Source organism: Mesorhizobium monacense (assembly GCF_056781675.1).
Genome location: NZ_CM165567.1, coordinates 583534 through 610515 on the forward strand (window position 1 = coordinate 583534; position 26982 = coordinate 610515).

At 61.5% G+C, this 26982-nt stretch carries 24 protein-coding genes; 12 read left to right on the forward strand and 12 right to left on the reverse strand.

Annotation, left to right across the window (positions count from 1 at the left end; translation table 11 throughout):
- Nucleotides 1–3 precede the first annotated feature (3 nt).
- The 3 genes from AC1RUK_RS02690 to AC1RUK_RS02700 form a co-directional block, all read right to left on the reverse strand.
- Nucleotides 4–849, reverse strand: a complete 846-nt coding sequence (locus AC1RUK_RS02690) for a hypothetical protein (protein ID WP_481839599.1) — start codon at nt 847–849, stop codon at nt 4–6.
- Nucleotides 850–1003: 154 nt separating this feature from the next.
- Entirely contained in the window at nt 1004–1870 is an 867-nt protein-coding gene (locus AC1RUK_RS02695; RefSeq protein ID WP_481836869.1) for a hypothetical protein, read from the reverse strand.
- Between the two features lie 134 nt (nt 1871–2004).
- A complete protein-coding gene (locus AC1RUK_RS02700) occupies nt 2005–2718 on the reverse strand; it encodes a GntR family transcriptional regulator (RefSeq protein WP_481836868.1) in 714 nt (237 codons plus the stop codon).
- Between the two features lie 263 nt (nt 2719–2981).
- Between AC1RUK_RS02700 and AC1RUK_RS02705 the strand changes: the two genes are divergently transcribed.
- The 6 genes from AC1RUK_RS02705 (at nt 2982) to AC1RUK_RS02730 (ending at nt 8969) form a co-directional block, all read left to right on the forward strand.
- Entirely contained in the window at nt 2982–4070 is a 1089-nt protein-coding gene (locus AC1RUK_RS02705; protein ID WP_481836867.1) for an ABC transporter ATP-binding protein, read from the forward strand.
- Nucleotides 4071–4104: 34 nt separating this feature from the next.
- Complete coding sequence (locus AC1RUK_RS02710) at nt 4105–5394, forward strand: ABC transporter substrate-binding protein (protein ID WP_436173254.1); 1290 nt, start codon at nt 4105–4107, stop codon at nt 5392–5394.
- 246 nt (nt 5395–5640) lie between these two features.
- The gene (locus AC1RUK_RS02715) at nt 5641–6555 is read left to right on the forward strand and encodes an ABC transporter permease (RefSeq protein ID WP_481836866.1); all 915 of its coding nucleotides are present in this window, start codon (nt 5641–5643) and stop codon (nt 6553–6555) included.
- A 1-nt stretch (nt 6556) separates the two neighbouring features.
- The gene (locus AC1RUK_RS02720) at nt 6557–7375 is read left to right on the forward strand and encodes an ABC transporter permease (RefSeq protein WP_481836865.1); all 819 of its coding nucleotides are present in this window, start codon (nt 6557–6559) and stop codon (nt 7373–7375) included.
- Nucleotides 7376–7383: 8 nt separating this feature from the next.
- A complete protein-coding gene (locus AC1RUK_RS02725) occupies nt 7384–8130 on the forward strand; it encodes an aspartate/glutamate racemase family protein (protein WP_481836864.1) in 747 nt (248 codons plus the stop codon).
- A 5-nt stretch (nt 8131–8135) separates the two neighbouring features.
- The gene (locus AC1RUK_RS02730) at nt 8136–8969 is read left to right on the forward strand and encodes a GNAT family N-acetyltransferase (protein ID WP_481836863.1); all 834 of its coding nucleotides are present in this window, start codon (nt 8136–8138) and stop codon (nt 8967–8969) included.
- 68 nt (nt 8970–9037) lie between these two features.
- On the opposite strand, the gene melA (AC1RUK_RS02735) is transcribed toward AC1RUK_RS02730, so the two are convergent.
- From melA (AC1RUK_RS02735) to melA (AC1RUK_RS02760), 6 genes are all read right to left on the reverse strand, one after another.
- On the reverse strand, nt 9038–10408 hold the full coding sequence (gene melA, locus AC1RUK_RS02735; protein WP_481836862.1) for an alpha-glucosidase/alpha-galactosidase: 1371 nt from the start codon (nt 10406–10408) through the stop codon (nt 9038–9040).
- Nucleotides 10409–10429: 21 nt separating this feature from the next.
- A complete protein-coding gene (locus tag AC1RUK_RS02740) occupies nt 10430–12097 on the reverse strand; it encodes an ABC transporter ATP-binding protein (RefSeq protein WP_481836861.1) in 1668 nt (555 codons plus the stop codon).
- Between the two features lie 9 nt (nt 12098–12106).
- Nucleotides 12107–13246 (reverse strand): ABC transporter permease, encoded by a 1140-nt coding sequence (locus AC1RUK_RS02745; RefSeq protein ID WP_481836860.1) that lies wholly within the window; start codon nt 13244–13246, stop codon nt 12107–12109.
- 1 nt (nt 13247) lies between these two features.
- Nucleotides 13248–14255, reverse strand: coding sequence for an ABC transporter permease (locus AC1RUK_RS02750; RefSeq protein ID WP_436173246.1), 1008 nt, complete (start codon nt 14253–14255; stop codon nt 13248–13250).
- A 94-nt stretch (nt 14256–14349) separates the two neighbouring features.
- On the reverse strand, nt 14350–16434 hold the full coding sequence (locus AC1RUK_RS02755; RefSeq protein WP_481836859.1) for an ABC transporter substrate-binding protein: 2085 nt from the start codon (nt 16432–16434) through the stop codon (nt 14350–14352).
- A gap of 118 nt (nt 16435–16552) precedes the next feature.
- Nucleotides 16553–18019 carry an alpha-glucosidase/alpha-galactosidase gene (gene melA / locus AC1RUK_RS02760; RefSeq protein ID WP_481836858.1) on the reverse strand — a complete coding sequence of 489 codons (1467 nt, stop codon included), beginning with the start codon at nt 18017–18019 and terminating at the stop codon, nt 16553–16555.
- A 304-nt stretch (nt 18020–18323) separates the two neighbouring features.
- On the opposite strand from melA (AC1RUK_RS02760), the gene AC1RUK_RS02765 reads away from it, so the two are divergent.
- From AC1RUK_RS02765 to AC1RUK_RS02785, 5 genes are all read left to right on the forward strand, one after another.
- Nucleotides 18324–19121: an AraC family ligand binding domain-containing protein gene (locus AC1RUK_RS02765; protein WP_481839598.1), complete on the forward strand. Its 798-nt coding sequence runs from the start codon at nt 18324–18326 to the stop codon at nt 19119–19121.
- Between the two features lie 231 nt (nt 19122–19352).
- The gene (gene eglC / locus AC1RUK_RS02770) at nt 19353–20744 is read left to right on the forward strand and encodes an endo-1,3-1,4-beta-glycanase EglC (RefSeq protein WP_481836857.1); all 1392 of its coding nucleotides are present in this window, start codon (nt 19353–19355) and stop codon (nt 20742–20744) included.
- 280 nt (nt 20745–21024) lie between these two features.
- Complete coding sequence (locus AC1RUK_RS02775) at nt 21025–21180, forward strand: alpha-hydroxy-acid oxidizing protein (RefSeq protein ID WP_481836856.1); 156 nt, start codon at nt 21025–21027, stop codon at nt 21178–21180.
- A 23-nt stretch (nt 21181–21203) separates the two neighbouring features.
- Entirely contained in the window at nt 21204–21323 is a 120-nt protein-coding gene (locus AC1RUK_RS02780; protein WP_481836855.1) for a hypothetical protein, read from the forward strand.
- 31 nt (nt 21324–21354) lie between these two features.
- Entirely contained in the window at nt 21355–22464 is a 1110-nt protein-coding gene (locus tag AC1RUK_RS02785) for a mandelate racemase/muconate lactonizing enzyme family protein (RefSeq protein WP_481836854.1), read from the forward strand.
- 514 nt (nt 22465–22978) lie between these two features.
- On the opposite strand, the gene AC1RUK_RS02790 is transcribed toward AC1RUK_RS02785, so the two are convergent.
- Together AC1RUK_RS02790 and AC1RUK_RS02795 are read right to left on the reverse strand one after the other, a co-directional pair.
- Entirely contained in the window at nt 22979–23344 is a 366-nt protein-coding gene (locus AC1RUK_RS02790; RefSeq protein WP_436173232.1) for a nuclear transport factor 2 family protein, read from the reverse strand.
- Nucleotides 23345–23584: 240 nt separating this feature from the next.
- Nucleotides 23585–24496, reverse strand: coding sequence for an AraC family transcriptional regulator (locus AC1RUK_RS02795; RefSeq protein WP_481836853.1), 912 nt, complete (start codon nt 24494–24496; stop codon nt 23585–23587).
- A 152-nt stretch (nt 24497–24648) separates the two neighbouring features.
- Between AC1RUK_RS02795 and AC1RUK_RS02800 the strand changes: the two genes are divergently transcribed.
- Nucleotides 24649–25485 carry an alpha/beta fold hydrolase gene (locus AC1RUK_RS02800; RefSeq protein ID WP_481836852.1) on the forward strand — a complete coding sequence of 279 codons (837 nt, stop codon included), beginning with the start codon at nt 24649–24651 and terminating at the stop codon, nt 25483–25485.
- 701 nt (nt 25486–26186) lie between these two features.
- Here the strand turns inward: AC1RUK_RS02800 and AC1RUK_RS02805 are convergent.
- Nucleotides 26187–26942, reverse strand: a complete 756-nt coding sequence (locus tag AC1RUK_RS02805) for an SDR family NAD(P)-dependent oxidoreductase (RefSeq protein WP_481836851.1) — start codon at nt 26940–26942, stop codon at nt 26187–26189.
- Between the last annotated feature and the right edge of the window lie 40 nt (nt 26943–26982).

A 26982-nucleotide genomic window follows, 5' to 3' on the forward strand; every position in this document is an offset into this window, starting at 1 on the left:
CGATCAGCCGTCCACTAATGCGGGAAAGCACGCCTCGAAGGCAGCATCGATGATGGCGAGCTTGACGGCCTGGGCGGTCATGTATTCGCGGTAGAAGTCGTTCGACACCCACATCACCGAATTGCCGCGCTGGCCGAGCCAGCCGACGCTGCCGAGCTCCTCGGCGTCGCCCAGTTTGCGCCCGAGATGCGTGCGCGACAGCTTCAGCCATCTGGCGAAGTCGCCGATCGAAACGACGCCGGTCGGGATATGGTCCAGGCCGGCGTGATCGGGGTCGACGCCCGAGATCAGCCAGTCCATGACGACGCCGCCATTGTTGAGCCAGGTGAACAGCGAAAAGGTCTGCCTGGGTTCGCGCACCGATTTGGATGAAAGCAGGCCGTCCGCCACCAGCGGCTGCAATCTGGCCAGCATTGCAGGCTGCTCAAGCAACCGGGTCAACCGGGCCCCGCCGTCGAGGCTATCCAGCGTCTGCAGATGGGCAAGCATCCAGCCCGCAACGGTCTCCAAAGTGAGCTGTGTTGGTTGCAGGGGCCGAATGCGCCCATCCTCGCTCGCCGGCACAAGCTGGATGAAATTGTAGTGCAGCATCTCCTTGACGAAGGCGTCAGCAGTGTTGCGGCTGGCCACCTCATGCTGGCGGATCACGTCGATGAAACGGGCGGTCGTCAGCTCCTTGCGGTAGTCGCGCGGATCGCGCCTGAAGTGCAAAGCGAGCCCGATATGTGCCATCAGCCAGCGCTGCTGGGTGGCAAAGACGGAGGCAAGGCGTGGTTTCGTCTCATAGGCCAGGAGCAATGCCAACGCCTGCGCCCGGACACAGCGGTGCAATGCCGGATGACCGGAAATCTATTCAGCGTTCAGAGCCATCCCCCCAGATCCCGCTCACGTCCTGCAACGACCAGACGGCGATAGCAGTTTCAGCTGGCGACCGCCAGACGGCGGACCGGCGATGCCGAAGACATGATCAGGTGTGCGCGGGAAAGCCGCTGCGCGTTGGCGCTCAGCCATCGCCCGCTGGCGGAAAACAAGCTTCGAAGGCGGCATCGACGATGGCCAGCTTGGCCGCCTGGACAGCCATGTATTCCTGGTAGAATCCCTTCGAGACCCACATCAGCGAATGTCCGCGCTGGCCGGCCCAGCCGATGCTGCCGAGTTCCTCGGCGTCGTGCAGTTTGCGGGCGAGGTGGGTGCGCGACAGCTTCAGCCATTTGGCGAACTCGCCGATCGACACCACGCTGGTCGGTATCTGGTCGAGCCCGGCATTCTCGGGATCGATGCCGGACATCAGCCAGTCCATGACGATGCCGCCATTGTTGAGCCAGATGAACAGGGAAAAGGTCTGCTTGGGCTCGCGCACCGGTACCGAAGCCAAAAGGCCGTCGGCCACCAGCGGCTGCAATTTGGCGAGCTGTTCAGGGTGCTCGAGGAAGGTGGACAAGCGGCTGCCGCCGTCGAGGCTGTCCAGGGTTCGCAGATGCGCGAGGACCCAGCCAGTGAATGTCTGCACGGTGGCCGCCGTCGGCTGCATGGGATGAGCCCGCCCGTCCTCGCTCGTCGAAAGATATTCGGCGATCTTGTAGTGCAGCATCTCCTTGAGGAAGGCTTCGGCGGTGTTGCGGCTGGCGACCGAATCCCGGCGTATGGCCTCGAGGAAACGCGCCGTCGTCAGCGCGGTATGGCGGTCGCGCGGATCGCGCCTGAAATGCAGCGCAAGGCCGACATGGCCCATCAGCCAGCGCTGCTGGGTGGCGAAGACGGCGGCGAGCCGCGGGCTCGTTTCAAAGATCTCTATCAACGCCCGCGACTGTGCCTGAACGGCGCGGTGCAACGCCGGATGGCCGGCAATATCTTCGGCTTTCAGCGCCATCCTCCATGTGCTCCGATTCAGCCCCCCGAACCGTGCAACACACATCACATTTTCAGTCTTCACCGTTTGTGTCCAGCGGCCGCAAACCGGACAAAACATCCAAACGGATCTCAGCCGGGCATGCGGAGCGCTTTTCAGAATTCGAGGGCTTGCCTAAGCGCCGGGCCGCTTCTGACACGAAGATCGAGATCGGCCTCGATATGGTCGATGTGGTGCAGCATCAGCGCGCTGGCGCGTTCGGCATTGCCGGCCTCCAGCGCATCGAGGATCTGCAAATGCTCATTGTGGCCGCAGCTCGAAATGCCGGAGCGGCCGTAGAGCGCGATCACCAGTGAGGAGCGCGCGACCAGTTCCTCCATGAAGCGCTGCAGGATGACGTTGCCGGCCACCGACGCCAGCAGCAGGTGGAAATCGCCCGACGCCTTGATTTCCGATCGCCTTGCGGTCGGTCCGCGTTCGGCAATGAAGCGGCCCTCTTCCTCGAGCTGGGTCTTGAAGGCGGCGACGTGAGCCGATGTCATGCGGCCGGCCGCCGCGATGGCGATGCCGGGCTCGATCAGCCGGCGCGAGGCAAAGACCTGGCGGGCTTCCTCCGGCGACGGGTTGGCGACGAAGGCGCCGCGATTGCGCTCGGTCCGCACCAGGCCCTCGAAGGAAAGCATCTGGAGTGCCGCGCGCGCAACCGTGCGGCTGACGTCGAACAGCGTGCCGACCTCGCCCTCCGACAGTTTGGTTCCGGGCGCCAGCCGTCGGTCGACGATGGCGTCACGCAGCTGGTCGCGGATCGCCTGGGCGCGATCCTCGTTGGCACCGTCGACAGCAGGGAATGTCTGGTCGGCTATGTTCATGGCGGCAAGGTCCCAAAACCCTTCTAGCCTGAATCGGGTCGTATGGACGAGAGCCAAAGTGAACGCGATCTCGGAAAAGATTGCATACGATTTCTGCTTGTATCGCTAACAATCGCCCATAATTTGTGCACTGCACAAGGATGCCGTTTCAGCAAGCAACCGAGCCGAGAACCGATTATTCCTAGGATTCAAACGCTTAAAGCCCGTGCCGGGCAACTGGCACGCATGATGCTTTGGTTCATGCGACCAAAGCGAGGAACGGAATGTCCAAAGCCGCCGAAATCGACATCGTGTCCGTTTCGAAAGTCTATGGAACGACGACCGCCGTCGAGGCCATCAGCCTGAAGATCCCGGCTGGAACCTATTGCTGCCTGCTCGGTCCGTCCGGCTGCGGCAAGACGTCGACGCTGCGCATGATCGCCGGGCACGAGAGCATATCGAGCGGTGACGTCCGCCTCGGCAATACCGTCGTCACCGACCTGCCGCCGGCCAAGCGCGGTACGGCGATGATGTTCCAGTCCTATGCGCTGTTCCCGCATCTCGACCTCATCGACAATGTCGCCTTCAGCCTGAAGATGAAGGGCGTCGGCAAGGAGGAGCGCCGCGCCAAGGCGCTCGACATGCTGAAGCTGATGCAGATGGAGGCCTATGCCACGCGCCGTCCGGCGCAGCTTTCGGGCGGCCAGCAGCAGCGCGTGGCGCTGGCCCGCGCCCTGATCACCGACCCCGAGGCACTGCTGCTCGACGAGCCGCTGTCGGCGCTCGACCCGTTCCTGAAAGTCCGCATGCGCGCCGAGCTGAAGAAGCTGCAGACCTCGCTCGGCATCACCTTCGTCCACGTCACCCACAGCCAGGAGGAGGCGATGGCGCTCGCCGACCTGATCGTGGTGATGAATGACGGCAGGATCGAACAGGCGGCGCATCCACGCACCGTGTTCGAGCGGCCGGCGACGGCCTTCGTCGCGCGCTTCATGGGCGACCACAACGTCGTCTCGGGCCGCGTCACCGGCAGCCGCGACAGCATGGTCGTCTTCGACGTGCCGGGGGGTGGCTCGCTGGCGGCCAGCGGGCAGGGCAGGGAGATCGGCGAGCCGATCGATATCGCCATTCGCACCGACCATGTGCGCATCGGTGAGCCACCAGCCAGGGGGCTCGGCTTCACCGGCATCGCTGCCAACGTCGAATACCGCGGCTCGACCGTGAAGCTCTCGGTCAATGGCGCCGGCATCGAGGATTTCACGGTGATCGTCGACGACACCGACTTCTTCGCCAAGCCGGTTGCCGTCGGTGACGCGGTGCCGATCGCATGGGACGCCGAGGACGCGATCGTTCTCGGCCGTCTCGATTCCTGAACCAGCATAACCAACCAGAACAGGGGAACTGACCATGACCAACACCACAGACACGAAGACAGGAATCTCCCGCCGCTCGCTGCTGAAGACAGGTGCCGCCGCGGTCGGCTTTGCCGCCGGCACCGGCGCCATCACCGGCTTCCCGACCATCTGGGCGCAGTCGAACATCACGCTGCGCCAATTCGGCACCGGGGTGTCGAACCTCAACGCCATAGCCGACAAGTGCAAGGCCGATCTCGGCATCACGCTGGAGATGACGGCGACCGATTCCGACGCCGCCGCTCAGCGTGCCGTGACGCAACCCGACAGCTACGACATCGCCGACATCGAATACTGGATCTGCAAGAAGGTGTTCCCCACCGGCGTGCTGCAGCCGATGGATGTCAGCAAGCTGAAATATTATGACGAGCTGGTGCCGCTGTTCAAAACCGGCAAGCTGACACCGGACAGCGTCATTGCCCAGGGCACGGCGCCGCACACGGTCGGCTATGTCGAGGCGCAGGACAGCAAGGTCTTCGCCAAGGCGCCGACCAACTGGTTCACCATGGTGCCGACCATCTACAATGCCGATACGCTCGGCATCCGCCCCGACCTCGTCGGCCGCGACATCACCACATGGGCCGACATCATGGATCCGGCCTTCAAGGGCAAGACCGCTATCCTCAATATCCCGTCGATCGGCATCATGGACGCGGCGATGATCATGGAAGCCATGGGCAACATCAAATATGCCGACAAGGGCAACATGACCAAGGAAGAGATCGACAAGACCATCGACTTCCTGATCAAGGCCAAGCAGGACGGCCAGTTCCGCGCCTTCTGGAAATCCTTCGACGAGAGCGTCAACCTGATGGCGTCGGGCGAAGTGGTGATCCAGTCGATGTGGTCGCCGGCGGTGGCCGCCGTGCGCTCCAAGGGCATCCCCTGCCGCTTCCAGCCGCTCAAGGAAGGGTATCGCTCATGGGGCGGCGGCCTTGGCCTGGCGGCGCATCTGAAGGGCGCTGAGCTCGATGCGGCCTACGAATACATCAACTGGTACACGTCCGGCTGGGTCGGCGGCTATCTCAACCGACAGGGCTACTATTCGGCCAACATGGTCTCGGCCAAGAAGTTCATGTCCGAGGACGAGTGGGGCTACTGGATCGAGGGCAAGCCGGCCAAGGGCGAGATCAAGGCGCCCGACGGCACCGTCATGGAAAAGGCCGGTGCGGTTCGCGACGGCGGCTCTTTCGAAGAGCGCATGGGCCGGGTCGCCTGCTGGAACTCGGTGATGGACGAGGACCGCTACATGGTGAAGCGATGGAACGAGTTCATCGCGGCGTAAAGCGGACGCGTTCACTGTGATGTTGCGATCCTTCGCGCCCCCCTCTGTCCTGCCGGACATCTCCCCCACAAGGGGGGAGATTGGCAGCTTCATGGCCGGCTTAGCAACGTTGGAGATTGGCGAAGGCAGTTGTGAGAGTTCAATCTCCCCCCTCGTGGGGGAGATGTCCGGCAGGACAGAGGGGGGCGCGAAGGATCACAGCCTGTCGGATTGTTGGCCTTCCGTCACACGCGGAGGCTGTTTCGCATGACCGTGGCTCTCAACCAGGCTGCGACCGTCGCCGCAACCAAACCCGCCAAGCGTCGCCGCTTTTCGCTCGGCGCCGTCGCGCCCTATCTGCAGTCGGCGCCGCTGGCGCTGATCCTTGGCGCGTTCCTGCTTTTGCCGATCATCATGATCGTCGTCGTCTCCTTCTGGGACTACGACTTCGCGGCCATGTATCCGGATTTCCTGACCACCAACTATTCCGATGTGCTGGGTTCCTGGGTCACCTGGAAGACCTATCTTAACACCATCAAATTCGCCGTCATCGTCTGGGCGCTGACCTTGTTCATCGGCTTCTGGGTCGCCTATTTCCTCGCCTTTCACATTCGCACCACGGCCATGCAGATGGTGCTGTTCCTGGTCTGCACCGTGCCGTTCCTGACCTCCAACATCATCCGCATGATCTCGTGGATCCCGGTGCTTGGCCGCAACGGGCTGATCAACTCGACGCTGGTGCATATGGGGCTGGTGCCGAAGCCGATCGAATGGCTGCTCTATTCCGAATTCGCCGTCGTGCTGGCCATGGTGCATCTCTACACGCTGTTCATGGTGACGCCGATCTTCAACACGCTGATGCGCATCGACTGCTCGCTGTTCGAGGCCGCGCGCGATGCCGGCGCTTCCGGCTGGCAGGTGCTGTGGAACGTCGTCATCCCGCTGGCCAAGCCCGGCATGGCGATCGGCACGATCTTCGTCGTCACGCTGGTGATGGCGGATTTCTCGACAGTGCAGGTGATGTCGGGCGGGCAGAGCGCCTCGGTCGCGCTGATGATGAAGAACCAGATGTCGCTGCTGCAGTATCCGGCCGCGGCCGCCAACGCGGTCGTGCTGCTGGTGCTGGTGCTGCTGATGGTCGCCGGCATCCTGCGCATCGTCGACATCCGCAAGGAGCTCTGACGTGAGCCACGAGAAGCGCACCCTCGAATTCTATGTGCTGGCGGCGCTCTTCGCCCTCTTCGTGCTGTTCCTCTATGGCCCGCTTTCGGCGATCCTCATCCTGTCCTTCCAGGGCGAGAATGGCGGCCTGACCTTCCCGCTCAATGGCGTGTCGCTGCACTGGTTCGCCAATCTGTTCGAGCGCCAGGCGGTCGGCGATTTCGGCGGCAGTTTCAGGCGATCCCTGGTTTTGGGGGTGATGGTGATGGTCGTCACCGTGGTGGTGTCGCTGCTGGCTGGCCTCGCCTTTCGCCGCAGGTTTCGTGGCTCGACGGCGCTGTTCTATCTGGCTGTCGCCAGCCTCGTCGTGCCGTCGATCATCATCAGCCTCGGCATCGGCGTCGTCTTCCAGCAGATTGGCTTCCGCCCGGCCTGGTACACATCGGCTTTCGGCGCGCATCTGACCTGGACCTTGCCTTTCGGCGTGCTGATCATGTTCGCCGTCTTCAACCGCTTCTCGCCGGCCTATGAGGAAGCCGCGCGCGATCTCGGCGCGTCTTCCTGGCAGACCTTCGCGCATGTCGTGCTGCCGATGATCGCGCCCAGCCTGATCGGTGTCGGCCTGTTCGGCTTCACGCTGTCCTATGACGAGTTCGCGCGCACGCTGATGACCTCGGGCACGTTCAACACGCTGCCGCTGGAAATCTACGGCATGACGACGAATGTGACGACGCCGGTGCTCTATGCGCTGGGCACGGTGACGACCGTGTTCTCCTTCCTGGTGATCCTGCTGACGCTCGGCGCCATCCTCTATGTCGGCCGCCGCCGGGCAACGGCTTGAGAACCGCAGTGCAGATCCTTGTCGTCAATCCGAACACCACGGCCAGCATGACCGAAACGATCAGCGCCGCCGCGCGATCTGTCGCCGGGGCGCGGACAGAAATCGTCGCCGTCACCTCGTCGATGGGGCCGGTGTCGATCGAAGGCTATTATGACGAGGCGCTTGCCGTGCCGGGCCTGCTGGTGGAAATCGCCGCCGGCGAGCGCGCGGGCGCGCAGGCGGCGGTCATCGCCTGTTTCGACGACACCGGGCTCGATGCCGCGCGTGCCATGGCCAACATCCCGGTCGTTGGCATTTGCGAGGCGGCACTTAGCATGGCTTCCTTCATCGCCCAGCGTTTTACCGTGGTGACGACGACCAAACGGTCGTGGGTTCCCGTCGAGGCGCTGGTGCGCCGCTACGGCATGGCGGGCCGAGCGCGTGTTCGGGCCGCCGACATTCCGGTATTAGCGCTCGAGGACCCGGCTTCGGGCGCGGGCGAGAAACTGCGCGGCGAGATCGCGCGCGCTCTCGACGAGGATCGTGCCGAGGCGATCGTGCTCGGCTGCGCCGGCATGGCCGACCTCGCGGCGGAGCTGCAGCGGGAGTTCGACGTTCCGGTGATCGACGGCGTCGGCGCCGCGGTAAAGCAGGCAGAGGCGTTGATTGCACTTGGCCTGTCGACATCCAAACGCGGCGCCTATGCAAACCCGCTGGTAAAGCCCTATCGTGGCGCATTGGAATCCTTTGCCCCTGGTGCCTTCGCCGCCGAGTGATCGCAATGCCCCGAACGATCCGGACCCTGACCTCAACGGAGGTTGAAACCCTTGTCGACTGGGCGGCGGGCGAGGGCTGGAATCCCGGTTTCGACGATGCTGCCGTGTTCCAGGCAGCCGATCCAGAAGGTTTCATCGGCGCCTTTGTCGACGGCCAGATGGTGGCGGGCATTTCGGCCGTCGCCTATGGCGCCGGCTTCGGCTTCATCGGCCTCTATATCTGCCGCCCGGACAGGCGCGGCGAGGGGCATGGCAAGGCGGTCTGGGACGCCGGCATGGCGCGGCTCGGCAATCGCAGCGTCGGGCTCGACGGCGTCGCCGAGCAGCGGGCCAACTACCGGCGCATGGGGTTCGTGCCAGCCTATGAGACCGTCCGCTACAGCGGGTGTGTCGCCGGCCTCGCCGGCGGCGGTAGCATCAGACCTGTGGCAGCCGAGCACACAGCCGACATCCTGGCTTACGACCGCAAATGTTTCCCGGCGCCGCGGCAGGCTTTCCTCAGCGGTTGGCTGCAGCCGCCGCGCATCGCGCTCGTGGCGATGAATTCTGCAGGCGTTTCCGGCTACGGCGTGGCGCGACAGTGCAGGGAGGGGTTCAAGGTCGGACCGCTCTTGGCCGACGATACGCACGTCGCGTTGCAATTGCTGGGGGCGCTGGCGGCGCCGATGGCGGGGGATGCGCTTCACATCGACGCGCCGGCGGCCAGTAGCGGTTTCATCGCAGCGCTTCAGGCGGGCGGCTTGACACCAGGCTTCACGACGACCCGCATGTACCGGGGAGGCGTGCCCCGGATTGCCTCGTCAAAGGTGTTCGGGATCACGACCCTGGAATTGGGCTGATCCCAACCAGCCATGCGTTTCAGCGAGGCATGGCGGCAGGGACCAGCCGGTGTCATTGGTGGCGAATGTCAGGCCGCCCGGACGCCGCGCGCCTTGCGCGCCCAGGCGGGCAACCAGTCGCCATGCGTCGCGAGCAGTTCATCCACCAGCGACCATATCTGGTCGAGGTCGAGCTCGGCCGCCGTGTGCGGGTCCATCATCGCCGCGTGGTAGATATGTTCGCGGTTTTCCGTCATCAGCGCCTCGACCGTCAGTTCCTGCACGTTGATGTTGGTGCGGATCAGCGCCGTCAACTGCGGCGGCAACGCGCCGATGAAGGTTGGCTGGATGCCGGAGGCATCGACGAGGCACGGCACCTCGGCCGCGCAATTTTCGGGCAATGAGGTGATGCAGCCATTGTTGCGGACGTTGCCGTAGATCACCGACGGCTCGCCCGTCCACACCGAATTCATGATCGAGGAGGCGTATTCCTTCGACTGCTCGACCTCGATCTTGTCGGCTGAGCGGTAGGCTTCCGCTTGCCCTTTCCAACGCTCGATCTGCTCGATGCAGCGCTTCGGATATTCATCGAGCGGGATGCCGAATTTCTCGATCAGATCCTCGCGCCCTTCCTTGATGAAGTAGGGCGTGTACTCGGCGAAATGTTCCGAGCTTTCGGTGACGAAGTAGCCGAGCCGCGTCAGCATCTCGTAGCGCACCTTGTTTGGGCAGCGCGGGTTCCAGCCGGGCTTCGGCGCACGGCCTTCGCGGTAGGCGCGCACGAGATCCGGATAGAGGTTGCGATAGGAGCCGTCCGGCTGGCGATGCTCGAACTGCAAATAGAACGCCATGTGGTTGATGCCGGCCGAGCGGTAGCGGATTTCCTCGTAGGGAATGTCGAGGTCATGCGCGAGCTCCATCGCCGTGCCCTGCACGGAATGGCAGAGGCCGACCTGCTTGATGTCAGGATATTTCTCGGCGATCGCCCAGGTGTTGATCGCCATCGGGTTCACATATTGCAGCATGATCGCCTGCGGGCAGACGGCGAGCATGTCCTCGCAGATCTTCCACAGATGCGGCACGGTTCTGAGGCCCCGCATGATGCCGCCGACGCCGAGCGTGTCGGCGATGGTCTGGCGCAGGCCGTATTTCTTCGGAACTTCGAAATCGGTGACCGTGCAGGGCACGTAGCCACCGATCTGGAAGGCGACGACGACGAAATCCGCACCCGCCAGCGCCTTGCGCTGGTCGGTGTAGGTCTCGGCTTTGGCCTTTACCCCGAGCGTCGAGATCAGCTTGTTGACGACGATGGCGCTTTCTTCGAGGCGCTGCGGGTTGAGGTCCATCAGCGCGATCGTTGCACCGGACAATGAGGGACGCTGCAGCACGTCGCCGACGATGTTCTTCATGAAAACGGTGGAGCCAGCTCCGATGAATGCGATCTTGGGATTTCTTGCCATAACAGTCTCCGGCATATGCGATCAGGCTACCTCGAAAGCGGCTTTGACGAGCCGTTCCGTGTAAGCGGTTTTGGGATTGGACAGAACTTCGTTGACGGGACCCTCTTCCATGATCTTGCCGTGCTGCATGACGATCACGCGGTGGCATAGCGCCCGCACGACCTTGAGATCGTGCGAGATGAAGAGGTAGCTGAGGCCGCGTTCGCGCTGCAGCTTGCGCAGCAGTTCGATGATCTGCGCCTGGACCGAGAGGTCCAGCGCCGATGTCGGCTCGTCGAGCACGATGAATTCGGGCTCCAGAGCAATGGCGCGGGCAATGGCGATGCGCTGGCGCTGGCCGCCGGAAAACTCGTGCGGGAAGCGCGACAGGATATTGCCCGGCATGCCGGCGCTGATCAGCGCATCGCGTACCCGTTCGATGCGATCGTTCTTGGTGGCGCCGATGCTGTTGACGATCAGCCCTTCCTCGATGATCTGGCCGATCGTCATGCGCGGGTTGAGCGATGAGAACGGATCCTGGAACACGACCTGCATGCGCGAGCGCAATGGCCGCATCTGCGATCGCGACCGGCCGTGGATGGGCTGGCCGTCGAAATGGATCTCGCCGCTGGTGGCATTGTTGAGCCTGAGCAGCGCCTCGCCGAAGGTCGTCTTGCCGGATCCGGATTCGCCGACCAGCCCCAGCGTCTCGTGGCGGCGAAGGGTGAGGTCGAGACTGTCGACGGCGACAAGCTCGCGCCAGTCAGGCTTGAAGAAGGTGCCATGCCGCAACATGAAGGAAACGCGGACGCCCTTGGCATCGAGAATGATGCCGGATCCTTCCGGCAGCGGATTGGCCTGGCCGCGCGGCTCGGACCCAAGCAGGTGCTGCGTATAGGGATGCTGCGGATTGGCGAAAAGCCTCTCCGTCACATTGTGCTCGCACATCGCCCCGTGCTGCATGACGTAGACATAGTCGGAGAACTTGCGCACCACGGTCAGGTCGTGGGTGATCAGGATCACCGCCATGCGCAATTTCTGCTGTAGGTTGCGAATGAGGTTGAGGATCTGCGCCTGGACGGTGACGTCGAGCGCGGTCGTCGGCTCGTCGGCGATCAGCACGTCCGGGTCGTTGGCCAAAGCCATGGCGATCATCACACGCTGGCGCTGGCCGCCGGAAAGCTGGTGCGGATATTGTTTCAGCCTTGCCGCGGGGTCGGGGATCTGCACCTGCTGCAGAAGTTCGAGCGCGCGTGCCTCGGCCTGCCTGCGGCTCGTCTTGCGATGCACCCGGATTGCTTCGACGATCTGGCTGCCGATCGTGTAGATCGGATTGAGCGAGCTCATCGGTTCCTGGAAGATCATCGAAATGCGGTCGCCGCGCAGCTTGCGCCGGGCCCGCTCGGAAAATTTCAGGATGTTCGCTCCGTCATACTCGACGGTCGATTTCGGCGACACGACCGCGCGCTTCGACAACAGGCCCATGACGGTGCGCGCCGTCACCGACTTGCCCGATCCGGATTCGCCGACGATGGCGATCGTCTCGCCGCGATAGAGCTGGAAGGAGATGTCCTTGACGGCCTGGACCATGCCGTCCTCGACCTTGAAGTCGACGGCGATGCTGCGGGCATCGATGACAGGGTTTTCCGAACGCCCGGCATGGTCGAGCCGGACAGGCGGTGCGAAGGTATTGACGAGCGCGACAGCCATCACATCCCCTCAATACGGATCGACTGCATCGCGCAGCCCATCGCCAAGCGCGTTGAAGGCGAAGACGGTGACAAGCACGAAGCCGACTGGGGCGAGGATCCAGGGATAGGTGCCGATGACCGAGTAGGTCGCGGTGTCCTGCAGCATGAGACCCCATGAGATCAGCGGCGGCTTCACGGCGAAACCGAGAAAACCCAGGAACGATTCAAGCAGCACGACACTCGGGATCGCCAAGGTGACGGCAACGATGACGTGGCTCATCACATTGGGGAAAATATGCTGCATGATGATGCGGCGGTCGGTGGCGCCGACCGCCATTGCCGCGCGAACATAGTCGATGCGGGCCAGCGCGAGCGTCTTGCCGCGGACTTCGCGCGACATCTGCGCCCAGCCGAGTGCCGACATGATCACGATCACGAAGGCGAGGAAGACGTTGGTTGGCGCCGTCACCGGGACAAGCGATGTCAGCGCGAGATAGAGCGGCAATTGCGGGAAGGCGAGCACCAGTTCGACGAAGCGCTGCACCCAGACATCGAACGTGCCGCCGAAATAGCCCGATACCATGCCGACGGTCGTGCCGATCACGGTCACGATGAAGACCACGGTCAGCGCGATCATCAAGGAGATGCGCGACCCGTAGATGGCGCGGGCCAGCACATCGCGGCCGAATTTGTCGGTGCCGAGGAAATGCACCGGCTGGCCATCGGTCGAGCCGAAGAAGTGCCGGTTTGCGGGGATCAGGCCAAGCAGCCTGTAGTCCGCGCCTTTGACGAAGAAGCCGAGCAGGCGCGGATGGTCATAATCCGGCCCGACGACCGGCTGGAAGGTGACGGGGTCAAGTTCCTCGGAATCCGCCAGTGCATAGACGCGCGGCTGGACAACGAAATTGCCGTCCTTGTCATGGAAGCTCATCATCTGCGGCGGGGCGAAACCGATGTCGGTGATCTTGGGGTCCATGGGTGCGAAGAAATCGGCAAACACCGCCATCAGCACCAGCAGCACGACCAGGATGAGCCCGGCCATACCGGTCCAGGATCGCTTCAGGCGACGCCAGACGAGCGCGAGATAGCTCTCATTGCCGTGTGGCCGTTTCACTTTCTCGACCGATACTTCGGGCGGTGGCGGCAGCGAGGGCTCGCGCGCAAGCATCTCACGCCCCTCCGTATTGGCGGACACGGGGGTCGAGCAGGGCGAGCAGCATGTCGGCGATGATGTTGCCGACGATCAGCGTCGCCGACAGCACCATCATGAAGGTCGCGGTGACATAGACGTCGCCGACCGCCATCGAGCCGACGATCGCCGGACCGACGGTCGGCAGGGCGAAGATGATCGCGGTCTCGATCTCACCGGTGAGCATGTAGGGCAGCACCACGCCCTGATACATGACCAGAGGATGCAGCGCATTGGGCACCGCATGGCGCATGACCACCGCACTGCCGCTCAGGCCCTTGGCTCGGGCGGTTTCGACATATTGCGCGTTCAGCGTATCGAGCAGATTGCCGCGCATGACGCGCATGTTGTAGGCGAGCCCGCCGAAAGTGGCGATCGCGACGACCGGCCAGACATGTTTGACGAGGTCGACGAACTTCGCCCATGACCACGGCGCACCGCCATATTGCGGCGAAAAGAAGCTGCCGATCTCGGACACGTTGAACTGGAAGACCAGCAGATAGACGATGATCAGCGCCATCAGAAAGCGAGGCACCGTCATGCCGAGGAAGGAGACAGCCGACAGCGCGCTGTCGATCCAACTGTACTGCCGGGTCGCCGCCCAGATGCCGAATGTGATGCCCAGCACCGAAGCGAGCAGGTGGCAGACCAGCGCCAGCAGCAGCGTGCGTGGCAGCCTTTCGCCGACCACGTCGGCGACCGGCTTGTTGTAATAGAGGCTGTAGCCGAAATCGCCGCGGGTGACGATGCCGGTGATCCAGTTGAAATACTGGACCGGCATCGGCTTATCGAGACCGTGCTCGATCCGGTACGCCTGCGCCTGCGCGTCCGCCTCGGCGAAGGAGGCGCCGCCCTGGTTGATGAGCTGCGAGCGGATGTAGTCGGCGTAGTCGCCCGGCGGCGCCTGGATGATGGCGAAGGTGACCAGGCTCAGGATGGCGAGAACCGGTATCGCGGATGCTATGCGTATCATCAGGAATCGCAGCATCGGACCGTTTCTCCTCCTTGCAATCGGGTTTGGGTATCCTTGACCCCGGCCGCGCCGCAGCGCGGCCGGGGAACTTCGCAGTCAGGGAGGAAACTCAGTTCGTCGTACCCTTGTCCCCGGGCTTTCCGGGCAATTGCTCGGGGAACAGTTCGTATTTCTGCTGCTTGTCGGCGGCGACAAAGACGCGCTCGCGGACGATTGTGTCCTCAGCCCAGTTGAACATGAAGATCGGCGTTCCCTGCGGGATGTTCGAGAAGCGCTTGTTGATGATGAGCGCACCCGGATATTCGGTCAGGCCGACCGTGTAGACATGTTCCGTTGAGATCTTCTGGAACTGCTTCATCAGGCTGGCGCGCTCGTCATTGTCGTCGGACGCGACGAACTTGTTGACGATGTCGACGAGATCCTTCTCGAACGGCATCAGGTCGACCTCGCCGCTTTCCGGCGCCCGGTGGTTCCAGCTGGTCTTCGGGCCGACGGGAGCAAGCTGCTCGGTGTTCTGCACCACAGACGTCAGCTCCTGGTCGTTGCGCCTCACCAGCCAGTCGAAGCGGCCGGAATATTGCGAGGCGTCGCGCTGGGTGCCGTTCAGACCATTCAGCACCACCCGAAGCCCGAGCTTTTCCATCTGGCCGACGACACCTTCGGCAAGGCTCTTGTCGGTGGTGTAGTCGTTGTTGACCAACATGACGATCTCGACATTCTTGCCGCCGGCGGTGCCAGCCGGGAAGTTGACGAACCCGTCGCCATCCGTGTCCTTCAGGCCTGCCTTGGCCAGTTCCGCCTTGGCGCCTTCGAGATCGAATGGATAGTAGACGGTCGAATTGCGGTCATAAAAGCTGGTGCCCGAGGAGAAGCCGCCGGGATAGATCGCCGTGAACGGACCCTTGACCAGCGAGTCGCCGAGGGCCTTGCGGTCGAGCGCCATGGTGACGGCCTTGCGGAAGTCCTCGTTGCGGTTCAGCTCGCGGACAGCCTGGCCGCGTTCGTCCGGGTTGCCCCAGCCATTGGCCGAGAAATTCATGCGCAGATTGTAGCCGATCAGGCGCGGGCCGAAGGCAAGGCGAGCCGGCGCATCCTTATCCGCCGCACGCTTCAGTGAAGCGACGAAGTTCTCCGGTTGTTCGAGGTTGGAGAAGTCGCCTGAGCCCGCAACCGCTTGAACGTCGCGGTCGGCCCAAGTCGACAGCTTGTAATGCAGTTCGTTGAGATAAGGGAGCTGGTTGCCCTTCTCGTCGGCCTTCCAATAGTAGGGATTGCGGCGCATGACGACGATGTCGTCAGGGCGGTACTCAACCGGCACCCAGGCGCCCATCACGGGCATGTTCATATATTCCGGCGGGAAGGCGTTCTTGAACTGCTCGTAGGTGTTCTTCGAGTATTTCGGATGCTGCGGCTTCAGGATGTGCGCCGGGCCGGGGCAGAAGGTGCCGTAGGCCATGGCGTAGAGATACTGCTTCGGAAAGGCGTCCTTGAAGGTCCATTCGACGGTGTAGTCATCGATCTTCTTCAGCGTCGTGCCGACGCCGAAAGTTTCCTGGGTGGCGCCGTTCAGCGGCGAGACATTGGGGTCGACGACCTCGTCGTCCCAGTAGAACATGACGTCGTCGGCGTTGAAGGGAACGCCGTCCGACCACTTCGCGCCTTCGATCAGACGCATGGTCAGCTTGTGGCCGTCCTTCGACCAGTCCCAGCTCCTGGCCAGGTTCGGCAGCGGTTCGGTGTCCTTGGCCTCGACCTGGAACAGCGGCGCCGTGCGGGTCAGGCATTCGGAGAGGCCGATATCGATGCCGCCCCAGCCTTGTGTCTGGCCGGCGCCATAGTTCCAGCCTTCCGGCCGGCCGCCGATGACATGGCGCATGGTGTCGCCATAGACGCCGATGCCATCAGGCATGTTGCCGGTCTTGAAGACCAGCGGCTCCTTCGGCAGCCGATCCTTGACCGGCGGCAGTTTGCCGGCCTTGACGTATTTCTCGGTGACCCAGTCGGGTTCGTGGTACTCGGGCAGCGCCTTGAACTCCAGGATGGAGTCGCGCGCGACATATTTGATTTTCCCTTCGGCGGGGAATTGCGCCGGCGCCGGCGGCACGGTCGGTTCGGATGCGTATGCATTCAATGCCATGGCGGATACGCTCAGCGCCAGCCCTGCTAAAATGCTGATGTTGCGGAAATTCCTCATCGTCTTCCTCCCATTTGTTGGGAGCGTGCTTTACGCCGCTCCATTTCTCCTCGAACGATTTTGCATGCGGTGCGGCTGCGGTCTTCCCCCCGGAAATTTGCCGCTATGCTCGTGAAACTCAGACGGCCTGTTTCAGCGCCGCCTTTTCGGCGCGCAATTCCTCGATCGAGCGGACGTCGCGCCGCGCGGCACCCGCCCAATCCCTGGTCCGGACCTTGGACTTCGATAGCCGCTCCTTGGCGGCCGGAATTGCATTGGCGTATTGCGGCAGCCAACGTGCCTGGGCGACGACCATCTCGTCCACCATCTGCCAGACTTCCTCGGGCGTCGACACGGCGCCCACCAGCGGATCATGCAGCACTGCGAGCTTGAGCAGGTCGATGTCGCCGCTGATCGCCGCATGCACCGACATGCGCTGGACGTTGATCGAGGAAATGCAGGTGGCGGCGCAGGCTTCCGGCAATGTGATGCCCGAGGTCATGTTGATGCCGAAGCGATCGACGAAGCCGGGCGACTCGATGATCGCGTCCTGTGGCAGATTGGTGATGACGCCATTGTTCTTGACGTTGAAATGGCCGCGATAGACGCGGTTCGTTTCCAGTGCCTCCAGAATGTGGCTGGCATGCTCGTTGGAGCGCCTGGTTGGGTCGATCGGCTTGGATGCCGCTTCGAGAAACTGCGGGAATTCCGTCTCGAACCAGTTGCGCGTTTCGGTCGAGTAGCGAAGGTAGCCGCCGGTTTCGCCATGGATCCAGTCGGACATGTCGATCCAGCGGGTGATTTCGTCCGGCCGCTTGCGATACCAAGGCAGGTATTCGGACAGGTGACCGTTGCTTTCGGTCGAATAGACGCCGAAGCGCTTCAGGACGTCGATGCGCAGCTTTTCCTGCTGCGAATAGACCGGATGTGCTTCGAAAGCGGCGACCAGCTCGTCCTTGCCGATCTTGCGGCCGTTGAGACGCAGATCGATGAACCAGGTCTGATGGTTGATGCCGGAGCAGACATAGTCGAGTTCGCCATGGGATTTGGCTCCGAGCACCTCGGCGATCTGTTCGGCGCCGTGCTGGACACCGTGGCAGAGGCCAACCGTATCGACCTTGCCATATTCGATCGCCGCCCAGGTGTTCATGGCCATCGGGTTGGCATAGTTCAGGAATTTCGCGCCAGGCTCGGCGAACTCGCGAATGTCCTTGCAGAAGTCGAGAATGACCGGAATGTTGCGCTGGCCGTAGAGGATGCCGCCGGCGCAGATCGTGTCGCCGACGCATTGGTCGATGCCATATTTCAAGGGAATGCGGATATCGTCGGCATAGGCTTCGAGACCGCCGACCCGCACGCAGCTGATCACATAGCGCGCGCCTTCGAGCGCCTTGCGACGGTCGGTGGTTGCCGTGACCTTTGTGGGCAGTCCGTTGGCCTCGACGATCCGGTCGAGGATCGCCTTGATCATCTGGAGGTTGTGGTCGCTAAGGTCGGTTAGCGCGAATTCGATATCCTGGAATTCGGAAACGCACAGGATGTCGGTGAAGAGCTTCTTGGTGAAGCCGACGCTTCCCGCGCCGATGATAGCGATCTTGAAACTCATCTGCCTAGCCTCGACCTGATCGGCGTGTTGGGCAAAGGGCGGTGAAAAGAAGTCCGATCCACATGCCAGGGCATGTGGCCAAGACAAACCGGAATCCGGCGCCTCCTCCTGTCCGCTCCTCGACCGCTATTTGTTTTGCACTGCGGTTTGTTTTGCTTTTCGTAGCGCATTATGCGCCTAATCGAGAAAGCGACCAGAGAAGGATTATGCTTTCAGGGGTAATTTTGTGCTGCGAAACCTGATCAACTCCGGGCCGTCGGCCAGGACAGTCTCGCTGCCGCGCGGCCGCCAGCGCCTGCACACCATGCCGACAAGCACCGGCTATGAAGTGCGCGAGAACGAGATCTATGACTGGGACGGGCGCAAGCGCGGCCAGACGCCGTTTACCGTGCTCCAGCATACGATCAGCGGCACTGGCCGGTTGCGCTATGAGAGCCGCAATTACCGCCTGCAAAAGGGCGACACGCTGCTGGTGCTGGTGCCGCACAACCACCGTTATTGGCTCGCCAAGGGCGAACGCTGGGAATTTTTCTGGATCTCGATGAACGGCGAGGAGGCGCTGCGCATCCACAAGTCGATCCTTTCCGCTGTTGGGCCGGTGCTGCGGCTGCAGCCGTCGACGATCGATCATCTCGCCGATTGCAGCGTGCGCCTGATCACGGGAGCGGCCACGCCTGGGGCGGCGTCGGCGGTGGCCTACGAGGCGGCGATGGCGCTCTATGACGATGTCTTCGGCTCGCATGCCTTCACCGACGAGGAGAGCGCCATGCAGCCGGTGGTCGACCACATCAAGGCAAATCTCGACAGGCCGCTCCGCGTTGCGGACCTCGCCGAGATCAGCGGCCTGAGCCGCGCGCATTTCTCGCGCTGCTTTGCCGAGAGCGAGGGCATTCCGCCCGCCGAATTCGTGCTGCAACAGCGGCTGCAGCGCGCGGCGAAGCTGCTGACGAAAGCCGATTTCCTGCCGGTCAAGGAGGTGGCCATCATGTGCGGCTTCGAAGACGCCAACTACTTCTCGAAAGTCTTCCGCCGCCTGTACGGCACCAATCCGACGCAATTCCGCACCACCGGCATGTATGCCAGCATGGGAAACCACCGTTAGATGTTATGTCCCATTCCACGCCGCAGCCGCGACGCACAGATTGCGACAACTCGTGACCAATAAAAGGGCTGGCGGCCCAATCCTTAGGCATTGAGGCAATGAGCGCGCCTCGGACAGCCTGCGTGTTAAGTTGTTGGTAACTCTCTCAAGTCGAAGACCAAAAAAAGCATTGGCTTCTCATGCCCTCCATAGATGCTAGGGCCGGCATCGATGCGAGACGAGGAGACCAGAATGGCCACCGTCCTGAACGCCAAGGGCGTTCCACTTCCCTACAGCGGGTCCTCGACAAAGTGGTACTCGGCGGCGAATTCCGGCCCGGCACTCTATGGCAGCACATACAACGACTCGATCTACGGCGACGCTAGCGTCAGCGTCACGATGTATGGCGGCAAGGGCGATGACATTTACTATCTGTATTCGACCAAGAACAAGGCGGTCGAGCTGGCCAATGAGGGTGTCGACACCATCTCGACCTGGATGAGCTACAGGCTGCCAGCGAATTTCGAGAACCTGACAGTCACGGGCGACAAACACTATGCGTTCGGAAACGCGGCGAACAACATCATTACCGGCGGCTCCGGCCAACAGACGCTCGACGGCTTGAAAGGCGATGACGTTCTCAAGGGTGGATCCGGGGCGGATATTTTCGCCGTGGCCCCCGGCAACGGCAGTGACCTGATCCTGGACTTTGGCGCCACGGATACTGCGCGCGTCGGGAGCTACGGCTTCAACTCGTTCGAGCAGGTGCAGGCCAACATGGTCCAGTCGGGAGCGAACGTCCGGCTTAACCTGTCCGACACCGAGTTTCTCGTCTTCGCCAACAAGACCGTCGACCAGTTCACCGCAAGCCAGTTCGATCTGGCCCTGGACAGGTCGCATCTGGAACTCACCTTCGCGGACGAGTTCAACACGCTGAGTCTGTGGAACGGCTCGAGCGGCACCTGGGACTCGAACTTCTGGTGGGGGGGCGCAAACGGCAGCTCGCTCACGGGCAACAACGAGCTTCAATGGTATATCGATACCAGCTACGCCCCGACGAGTACCGTCAACCCGTTCAGCGTCGAAGACGGTGTTCTTACGATTACCGCTGCCCGTGCTTCCGAAGCGATCAAGCCTTATATAAACAACTACCAATACACCTCAGGCTTGCTGACGACCTACGAATCCTTCGCACAAACCTACGGCTATTTCGAAATTCGGGCCGACATGCCCGAAAAACAAGGCGCATGGCCGGCCTTCTGGCTTCTGCCGGAGGACGGCTCCTGGCCACCGGAACTGGATGTCATAGAGATGACCGGTCAGGATCCAAACAAGCTCCTTTTGACAAGCCACTCGAACGAGACGGGAACCCAGACGACAGTGGCCTCGACGGCCTTTGTTGCGGATACCAGTGGGTTCCACACATACGGGGTGCTGTGGACGGAAGACGAACTCGTCTGGTATTTCGACGACGTCGAAGTTGCCCGTGCCGCAACGCCCGCCGACATGCACGACCCGATGTACATGCTGGTCGATCTGGCGGTTGGCGGCATCGCGGGGACGCCCGCCGACGGGCTAGCGACGCCTGCGGAAATGCAGATCGACAATATCCATGCCTACGCGCTGAGCGATTGGTATGTCTAATTTAGCCGCGCTTCCGACCGACGCTGCGAACATCCCGGTGATCGACCGTTGGCGCTACCTCAAGCATGCGGCTCTAGAGCGGTTCAGCTTTTGATAGAATCGCCGACCCGCTCTAAACATTTGTTTTTACGCAATTCCGGACGGAAAACCGCTCCGCACTTTTCCTGGAATTGCTCTAGTGGGCCAATGATGCCCGAGGCTCGTCGGCGCGGACGGTGTCCGTACCGACATCCAGCAGTTCGACGTTCTAAAATATGTCTCGCTTGGTGCGAAGTCGGTGATGTTGGGCCGTCTTCCTTTGTGGGGACTGGCATCCGCCGGTGAACCCGGAGCGGACGCCGTGCTCGAGATGATGAGGACCGAAATCGACATCAGTCTCGCCATGCTTGGCGCTCGAACTCCGCGGGAGCTGCAGTCTTGCAGGTCCGGTCCATAGAGCAGTGGAAGGCCGAGGGCGCCATGGACATCAAACAGCGTGCGCTGGAGCATGCGCGACGGCTCTTGGCGGAGTACGAGGAGCCAGAGCGAGGAACTGCGCGCCTGCATCAATCGACGTTCACGCGAGATTCCTGCAGTTGACGCGCTTAACGAAGATTATTGAGCCGTCGGCATGCGCATTCGCTCCATCAACGTATACCGGGCGCTCCTGCCGGTCAAAGGCGGCGCGTATCGCATGGCGAGCGACACGGTTCAGAATCTCGATAGCACCCTTGTTGAGGTAACCACTGAAGATGGACTGACTGGCTGGGGAGAGACCTGCCCCGTCGGGCCGGTCTATCAACCACACCACGCCTTGGGAGCCCGCGCCGCAATAGCCGAGATCGCCCCCGGCCTGATTGGCGAGCAGACCCAGTCCGTGCGTCATCTCGCCAAGCGAATGGATGAGCGTCTAACCGGTCATGGCTACGCCAAGGCGGCGCTCGACATAGCCTTGCTCGACGTCATTGGCCAACGCCTGGGCGTTCCGGTTTCAACCCTGCTGGGCGGCGCGCTTACCGACCGGGTGCCTTCCTACTACTCCACCATTGTCGGCTCTCCCGATGAGACTGCGCGTATCGCGGCCGACAAGGTCAAGGCGGGTTACCCGCGTCTCCAGATCAAGATCGGTGGCCACAATCTCGAACAGGACGTCGCAACCGTGCATAAGGTATGGGAGGCTGTTGGCTTCAAGGCCCGCCTGGCAGTGGACGGCAATCGCGGTTTGACCGTAACGTCGGCCCTTCACTTCGACCGGCTCTGCCAATCCATTCCGTTCGTGTTCGAGCAGCCATGCAACAGCATGGAAGAGATCGCGACTCTCAAAGTCAGGCTTACCCATCCGGTCTATCTGGACGAGAACACCGAAGACCTGAATGCGGTATTGCGGGCCATCTCATCGGGTATCGCGGACGGCTTTGGACTCAAAGTCACTCGCCTCGGCGGGCTGACCAAAATGATGACCGCTCGCGACATGTGTTCCATCCGATCGTTGCCGCACAGCTGCGACGACGCATGGGGTGGCGACATTCTCGCAGCGGCCTGCGCACATCTTGCTTCTACCGTCGAGCCACGTCGCTTCGAAGGCGCCTGGATCGCGCAAGAATATATCGATGGGCACTACGACAATACGAACCCCGTGGTCATAGAAAACGGTCATATCGCCGTGCCGCAGCGACCGGGCCTCGGGGTCAAGCCAGAAGCTGGCGTCTTTGGCGCCCCGGTAGCGAGCTATGGTTGCTGATGAACGCTCCTGCCCGCATTTACGAAATCAGCAGCCCCGTCCACCCTGACGCTGCGCTTCAGATGTCGGGCAAGCCGCATGACATTGCCGTGCTCGTGTTGGCTGGATTTTCGCACTTGGCGCTTCACGCCTATATCGAACCCTTCCGAATAGCCAACACGGTTTCCCGGCTTGGTGCGCGCGAGTGCTCAAGGCGGTTGACGGTAGTGGCGCTTAACTTATTGATCCTATTGACCAAAATGGTAGCGGGAGAGCGCTACCGCCTTTCCCCACACTCATCGAACTGCCAGTTCAGGCTTCACTGTCGTGGCTTAGCGAAGCAAGCAATCCCCACCCGGCCGCCTCGCAATGCAAGCGCGTATCCAGTGCGTCGCGGCCTAGTCCATCTAAGGCGATAGCATCAATGCTTCGTCACAGAATGCTCGGTTGTTAACGCGCCCGACGGCAGGGCCCTCAAAGCTCGATTTACCGACACTGAAGCGAACAAAGCAGCGCGCGAGCATCTGCGATCGACTCAAAACATGCCGTTTGGATTGTTCGCGCTCTCGGGCACTGGCTGCAGCACATCCCAGTGTTCAAGAATCTTGCCGTCGGCATCGAAGCGGAAAATATCGACGCCCGCGGTTTCCTTGCCGCCCCAATCCAGATACCGCACATGGATGAACGCCAAATCGCCGTCGATGGCGACACGCTTGACCTCGCAGGGCACTTTCTTGACCTGTTTGAGGAAGTTGACGATGAAATCGGTGCCGTCCGGGAACATCGGGTTGTGCTGGATGTACGGGCCGGTCACCAGACCGGGCAGCAAGTCACCTCGACCCTCGTTGAAGACTTTGCCGTAGACGGTGTCGATGGCGGTTTTCATCTTGTCGCGTTGCATGAAGTGCGCTCCCTCGTGTGTGTCGTTGGCCCGCCGAACGAGCCAATTCCTCACGGCCACTGAACCGCCAATCGGCTCGACGATGAATGCCAATTGATCGCTATTTCATATCTATTCGTCTCACGGCGCGGCGCCGTGTCATCGGGTCAGCGGAATCGAGAAACACTGAAGCCGTCTCGCAAGAGGCGCGACTGCATCGCAATTCGTCTCTCTTTGCCAGCGCTCGGCGTTCCGTTCCATTCAACCTGAATTTGATGCGGTACGACGATAATGAATCGGCGAGACACCACGAACCGATTTGAAAGCGCGACTGAACGAAAATTCTGACTGGTAGCCGACACGCGAAGCGATCTCGGCCAGCCTTAGATTGGTTTCCTCGAGCAACTGCGCTGCAATACCCATGCGCCATCGTGTTAGGTAAGTGTGTGGTGGCTCGCCTATTAAGGTACTGAAATGACGGGCAAAAGCAGCGCGTGACAAGCCGGCTTCTCGTGCGAGCTCTTCTAACGTCCAAGCGTAATTGGGCGATTCATGCATGCGTGTGAGGACGTGCGCAAGTGACGGCGAACGCATGGCCGAGAACCAGTCGCCTGCTCTAGATGATGATGCCTCACTCCACTCGCGCACGAAGTAGACGAACAAGGACGAAATGAGGTTGCGAACCACGATCTGATTGCCAAAATTGGGCGCCTCAACTTCGTCGCTAAGCATGCGCAGCGTGTTTCTCAATGGTGAATGTCCGGGCTCGATCCCGGCGTGGAGTGATATGGCTGGTGGCATCGCGCGTAGGGCCGGAAGTGCGAGGTGCTGATCCAGATTGTACTGACCACAGATCAGCGTGCTTGCTTTTGCATCGTTATCAACAACGCCATCCCACCTGGCCAAAAAAATATCCAGCGGCATCGCCTTGCCATGCTCGGAATGCGCCACTTCATGTGCGCTGCCGCGCGGAAACAAAACTAGCTCACCGGAACGCAATTCCACTGTCTCAGCGTCAGGCCGACGCACAAAGGCGCGTCCCTGCGCAACGAAATGAAACACCACGGCATTGCGCGGCGGAACCGAGAATCCCCACGGGGCCGCGACGCGCGTGCGCACCAATACCACGCCCTCGGCCCGAATTGCTCTTATCCAGTCGTTCAGTGGGTCCATGGGCTACGACTCATGTGAGACGATCCGTTATGATATTGCCTCATATGCGCATGGTCAATCTTTCCTGGTAATGCTTCTATGGGTTGCCGCCAAGCCCAATGAACGAGTCAAGGCGAGAAGCGGTAACGAGTATTTTCAGGCGAGAAACGGACATGGATCACGATCTTCCCGATGTTGGGACAGTAGAGTTCGCCGTGATTGACGGCCTGCGTATTCGCTATGCCCGATCAGGGATGAACCAGGGCGTTCCGGTACTGCTGACCAGTCCATGGCCAGAAAGCATCTACGCCTTTCGCGACGTGCTTCCCGTGCTTGGGCGTGGAAATCCGTTGATCGCACTTGATCTTCCGGGCTTCGGAGTCTCCGACAGTCGCCCTGAGGTGCTGTCCCCTGAAGGTATGGCCGCTTTCATCCTTCAGACAGCCGCACATTTCGGCATCAGCCGTATGCATGCGATTGGTCCCGATGTGGGTACATCTTCCTTGCTACTCGCGGCGGCGCGCAAGCCCGAACTGTTTGAGAGCCTTGTGGTTGGCGGCGGCGCCGCCAACGCAGACCTCGCCGCCGGACAGTTGAAGGATTTGATCGCTTCTGAACCCGGAGCATTTGCCGCGATCGATGGGGGTCCGATCGGCGCTGGATTCGTCTCGCAATCGGCGCGGGTTGAACCCCCTCCAGCAGTCCTCGAGGATTACCGGCAGGCTTCCGCAGGACGGCGTTTCGAAGATGCCACCAATTTCGTCCGCGCCTATCCTCGCGATTTACCGCGCCTTGAGCGGGTCTTGGGTGAAATCGAAACGCCGATTCTAATCCTGGTCGGCCGAGACGATCCGATCGTACCGCCGGAGAACGGTCGACTACTCGCGGCTCATCTCCCTCGTAACCGCTATATCGAGTTGGATGGCGGCCACCTTCTGTGGGAAGACATACCGGAGATTTATGCCGCAGAAATCGAACGCTGGCTCGCGAGCGGTTATCGAGTTCTCTGATCGTCGATTGTGATTGTTCCCACTAATCGACGGAGCTTCGGTAAGTTTTGGGATCTCTCAGTAAGGCCTTCGATTTCGCCGGCGATAGGCTTGCGCCCGCGACGTTCGCGCGGCGCGCTACGTCTATCCTGTCGACCTGCCCAGTGGCTGGAACCGCTTTCTCGGCGGCCGACATCACTGCCGTAGTGACCGTCGATTTCGCGACGGCAGCAATGAAGATGCCTATCCCCGATAGCTCCCGCGCATTGCGGAGTGGTACGAGACAGTGGCCGCACGTCCCAATGCCAGTGCTTAGACGCCGATCTGCCAATCAACGATATTACCGGCAAATGTCTGCTGTCCGCACCGGAGCCCGTGCCCGTTTATGGTGCGCTATCGGCGTCAGCAAGAGTGCTCAGTGTGGCTGGCGGTAGCGGATGTCCACGTAACCGATTGATCTTATTGACCAAATGGTAGAGGGAGAGGAACCGGGACCCAACCTTCTCTACGGAGCCGCGCCATGACGGCAACTGAAATGCGCCTCGGATACGTTGATGACGACCGGCCTCGCCGGAACCGCGCTTAGGTCGGCTCCCCAAACTCCGCCTCGCTCCGTGCAGATGGGCGTCTCTTATAGTCGACGGGCGACAAATAGCATGACCGCCGTCTCGGCACGGCCCGCCCGCTATTCAAGAGGGGCGAACTGCGGCCAGCCACTGCACCTAATGGGCGGTGTAAGCTCCGTCCACCAGATGGTAGCTTCCAGTGATAAAGCTAGCCTGGTCGGACAAGAGGAAGCACACAAGAGCCGCTACCTCTTCCGGTCTCCCGCGCCTGCCCATAGGCTGAAGCCCCGCCATGCGCCGGATGGCTGCCGTCTCCAATTGCTCCGACAAAAGTGGCGTTTCGATCCAGCCAGGGGCGACGACATTGATTCGGATGCCCATTTTAGCATATTCCATCGCCGCAACCTTGGTCAGTCCAACGACCCCATGTTTCGCTGCCGTGTATGCGGAGGCAGTTGGCAATCCGACGGAACCGAGAACGGAAGACATGTTGACGATAGCGCCTCCGCCCCGATCCAGCATGGCGGCGATCTCGTACTTCATGCAGTAGAAAATGCCATTTAAATTGACGTTTATCAGCTTGTGCCAGTTGTCGAGCGGATAGTCTGCCGTTGCTTTTCGAACGCCGTCGATACCCGCATTGTTTACCGCCATGTCCAGGCCGCCGCATTTCTGGACAGCGAACTCGACCAGCTTTTCCACCGCTGCCGCATCAGTGACATCGACCGCAAAGTCGTGGGCCCTGCCTCCTTGCGAGCGTATCTCGGCGGCTTTGCTGTGTGCCGCCTCAGCATCAAGGTCGGCAACAACAACCTCGGCTCCTTCTTGCGCGAGTTGCCGTGAAACAGCCGCTCCTATTCCGGAGCCTGCGCCGGTCACAACCGCGATCTTATCTTGGAAGTCACGCTTCATCTCTATCCTTTTGCCCACAGCGACAGACCGAATGGAGCCA

What these genes read in the sequence shown, in the direction of transcription:
- AC1RUK_RS02775 (WP_481836856.1), top strand. Translation starts at nt 21,025, where the DNA reads ATGTTGGGCCGTCTTCCTTTGTGGGGACTGGCATCCGCCGGTGAACCC.
- AC1RUK_RS02795 (WP_481836853.1), bottom strand. Translation starts at nt 24,496, where the DNA reads ATGGACCCACTGAACGACTGGATAAGAGCAATTCGGGCCGAGGGCGTG.
- AC1RUK_RS02705 (WP_481836867.1), top strand. Translation starts at nt 2,982, where the DNA reads ATGTCCAAAGCCGCCGAAATCGACATCGTGTCCGTTTCGAAAGTCTAT.
- AC1RUK_RS02730 (WP_481836863.1), top strand. Translation starts at nt 8,136, where the DNA reads ATGCCCCGAACGATCCGGACCCTGACCTCAACGGAGGTTGAAACCCTT.
- AC1RUK_RS02785 (WP_481836854.1), top strand. Translation starts at nt 21,355, where the DNA reads ATGCGCATTCGCTCCATCAACGTATACCGGGCGCTCCTGCCGGTCAAA.
- melA (WP_481836862.1), bottom strand. Translation starts at nt 10,408, where the DNA reads ATGGCAAGAAATCCCAAGATCGCATTCATCGGAGCTGGCTCCACCGTT.
- AC1RUK_RS02695 (WP_481836869.1), bottom strand. Translation starts at nt 1,870, where the DNA reads ATGGCGCTGAAAGCCGAAGATATTGCCGGCCATCCGGCGTTGCACCGC.
- AC1RUK_RS02780 (WP_481836855.1), top strand. Translation starts at nt 21,204, where the DNA reads ATGGACATCAAACAGCGTGCGCTGGAGCATGCGCGACGGCTCTTGGCG.
- melA (WP_481836858.1), bottom strand. Translation starts at nt 18,019, where the DNA reads ATGAGTTTCAAGATCGCTATCATCGGCGCGGGAAGCGTCGGCTTCACC.
- AC1RUK_RS02800 (WP_481836852.1), top strand. Translation starts at nt 24,649, where the DNA reads ATGGATCACGATCTTCCCGATGTTGGGACAGTAGAGTTCGCCGTGATT.
- AC1RUK_RS02755 (WP_481836859.1), bottom strand. Translation starts at nt 16,434, where the DNA reads ATGAGGAATTTCCGCAACATCAGCATTTTAGCAGGGCTGGCGCTGAGC.
- AC1RUK_RS02745 (WP_481836860.1), bottom strand. Translation starts at nt 13,246, where the DNA reads ATGCTTGCGCGCGAGCCCTCGCTGCCGCCACCGCCCGAAGTATCGGTC.
- AC1RUK_RS02805 (WP_481836851.1), bottom strand. Translation starts at nt 26,942, where the DNA reads ATGAAGCGTGACTTCCAAGATAAGATCGCGGTTGTGACCGGCGCAGGC.
- AC1RUK_RS02750 (WP_436173246.1), bottom strand. Translation starts at nt 14,255, where the DNA reads ATGCTGCGATTCCTGATGATACGCATAGCATCCGCGATACCGGTTCTC.
- AC1RUK_RS02765 (WP_481839598.1), top strand. Translation starts at nt 18,324, where the DNA reads ATGCCGACAAGCACCGGCTATGAAGTGCGCGAGAACGAGATCTATGAC.
- AC1RUK_RS02715 (WP_481836866.1), top strand. Translation starts at nt 5,641, where the DNA reads ATGACCGTGGCTCTCAACCAGGCTGCGACCGTCGCCGCAACCAAACCC.
- eglC (WP_481836857.1), top strand. Translation starts at nt 19,353, where the DNA reads ATGGCCACCGTCCTGAACGCCAAGGGCGTTCCACTTCCCTACAGCGGG.
- AC1RUK_RS02740 (WP_481836861.1), bottom strand. Translation starts at nt 12,097, where the DNA reads ATGGCTGTCGCGCTCGTCAATACCTTCGCACCGCCTGTCCGGCTCGAC.
- AC1RUK_RS02790 (WP_436173232.1), bottom strand. Translation starts at nt 23,344, where the DNA reads ATGCAACGCGACAAGATGAAAACCGCCATCGACACCGTCTACGGCAAA.
- AC1RUK_RS02710 (WP_436173254.1), top strand. Translation starts at nt 4,105, where the DNA reads ATGACCAACACCACAGACACGAAGACAGGAATCTCCCGCCGCTCGCTG.
- AC1RUK_RS02700 (WP_481836868.1), bottom strand. Translation starts at nt 2,718, where the DNA reads ATGAACATAGCCGACCAGACATTCCCTGCTGTCGACGGTGCCAACGAG.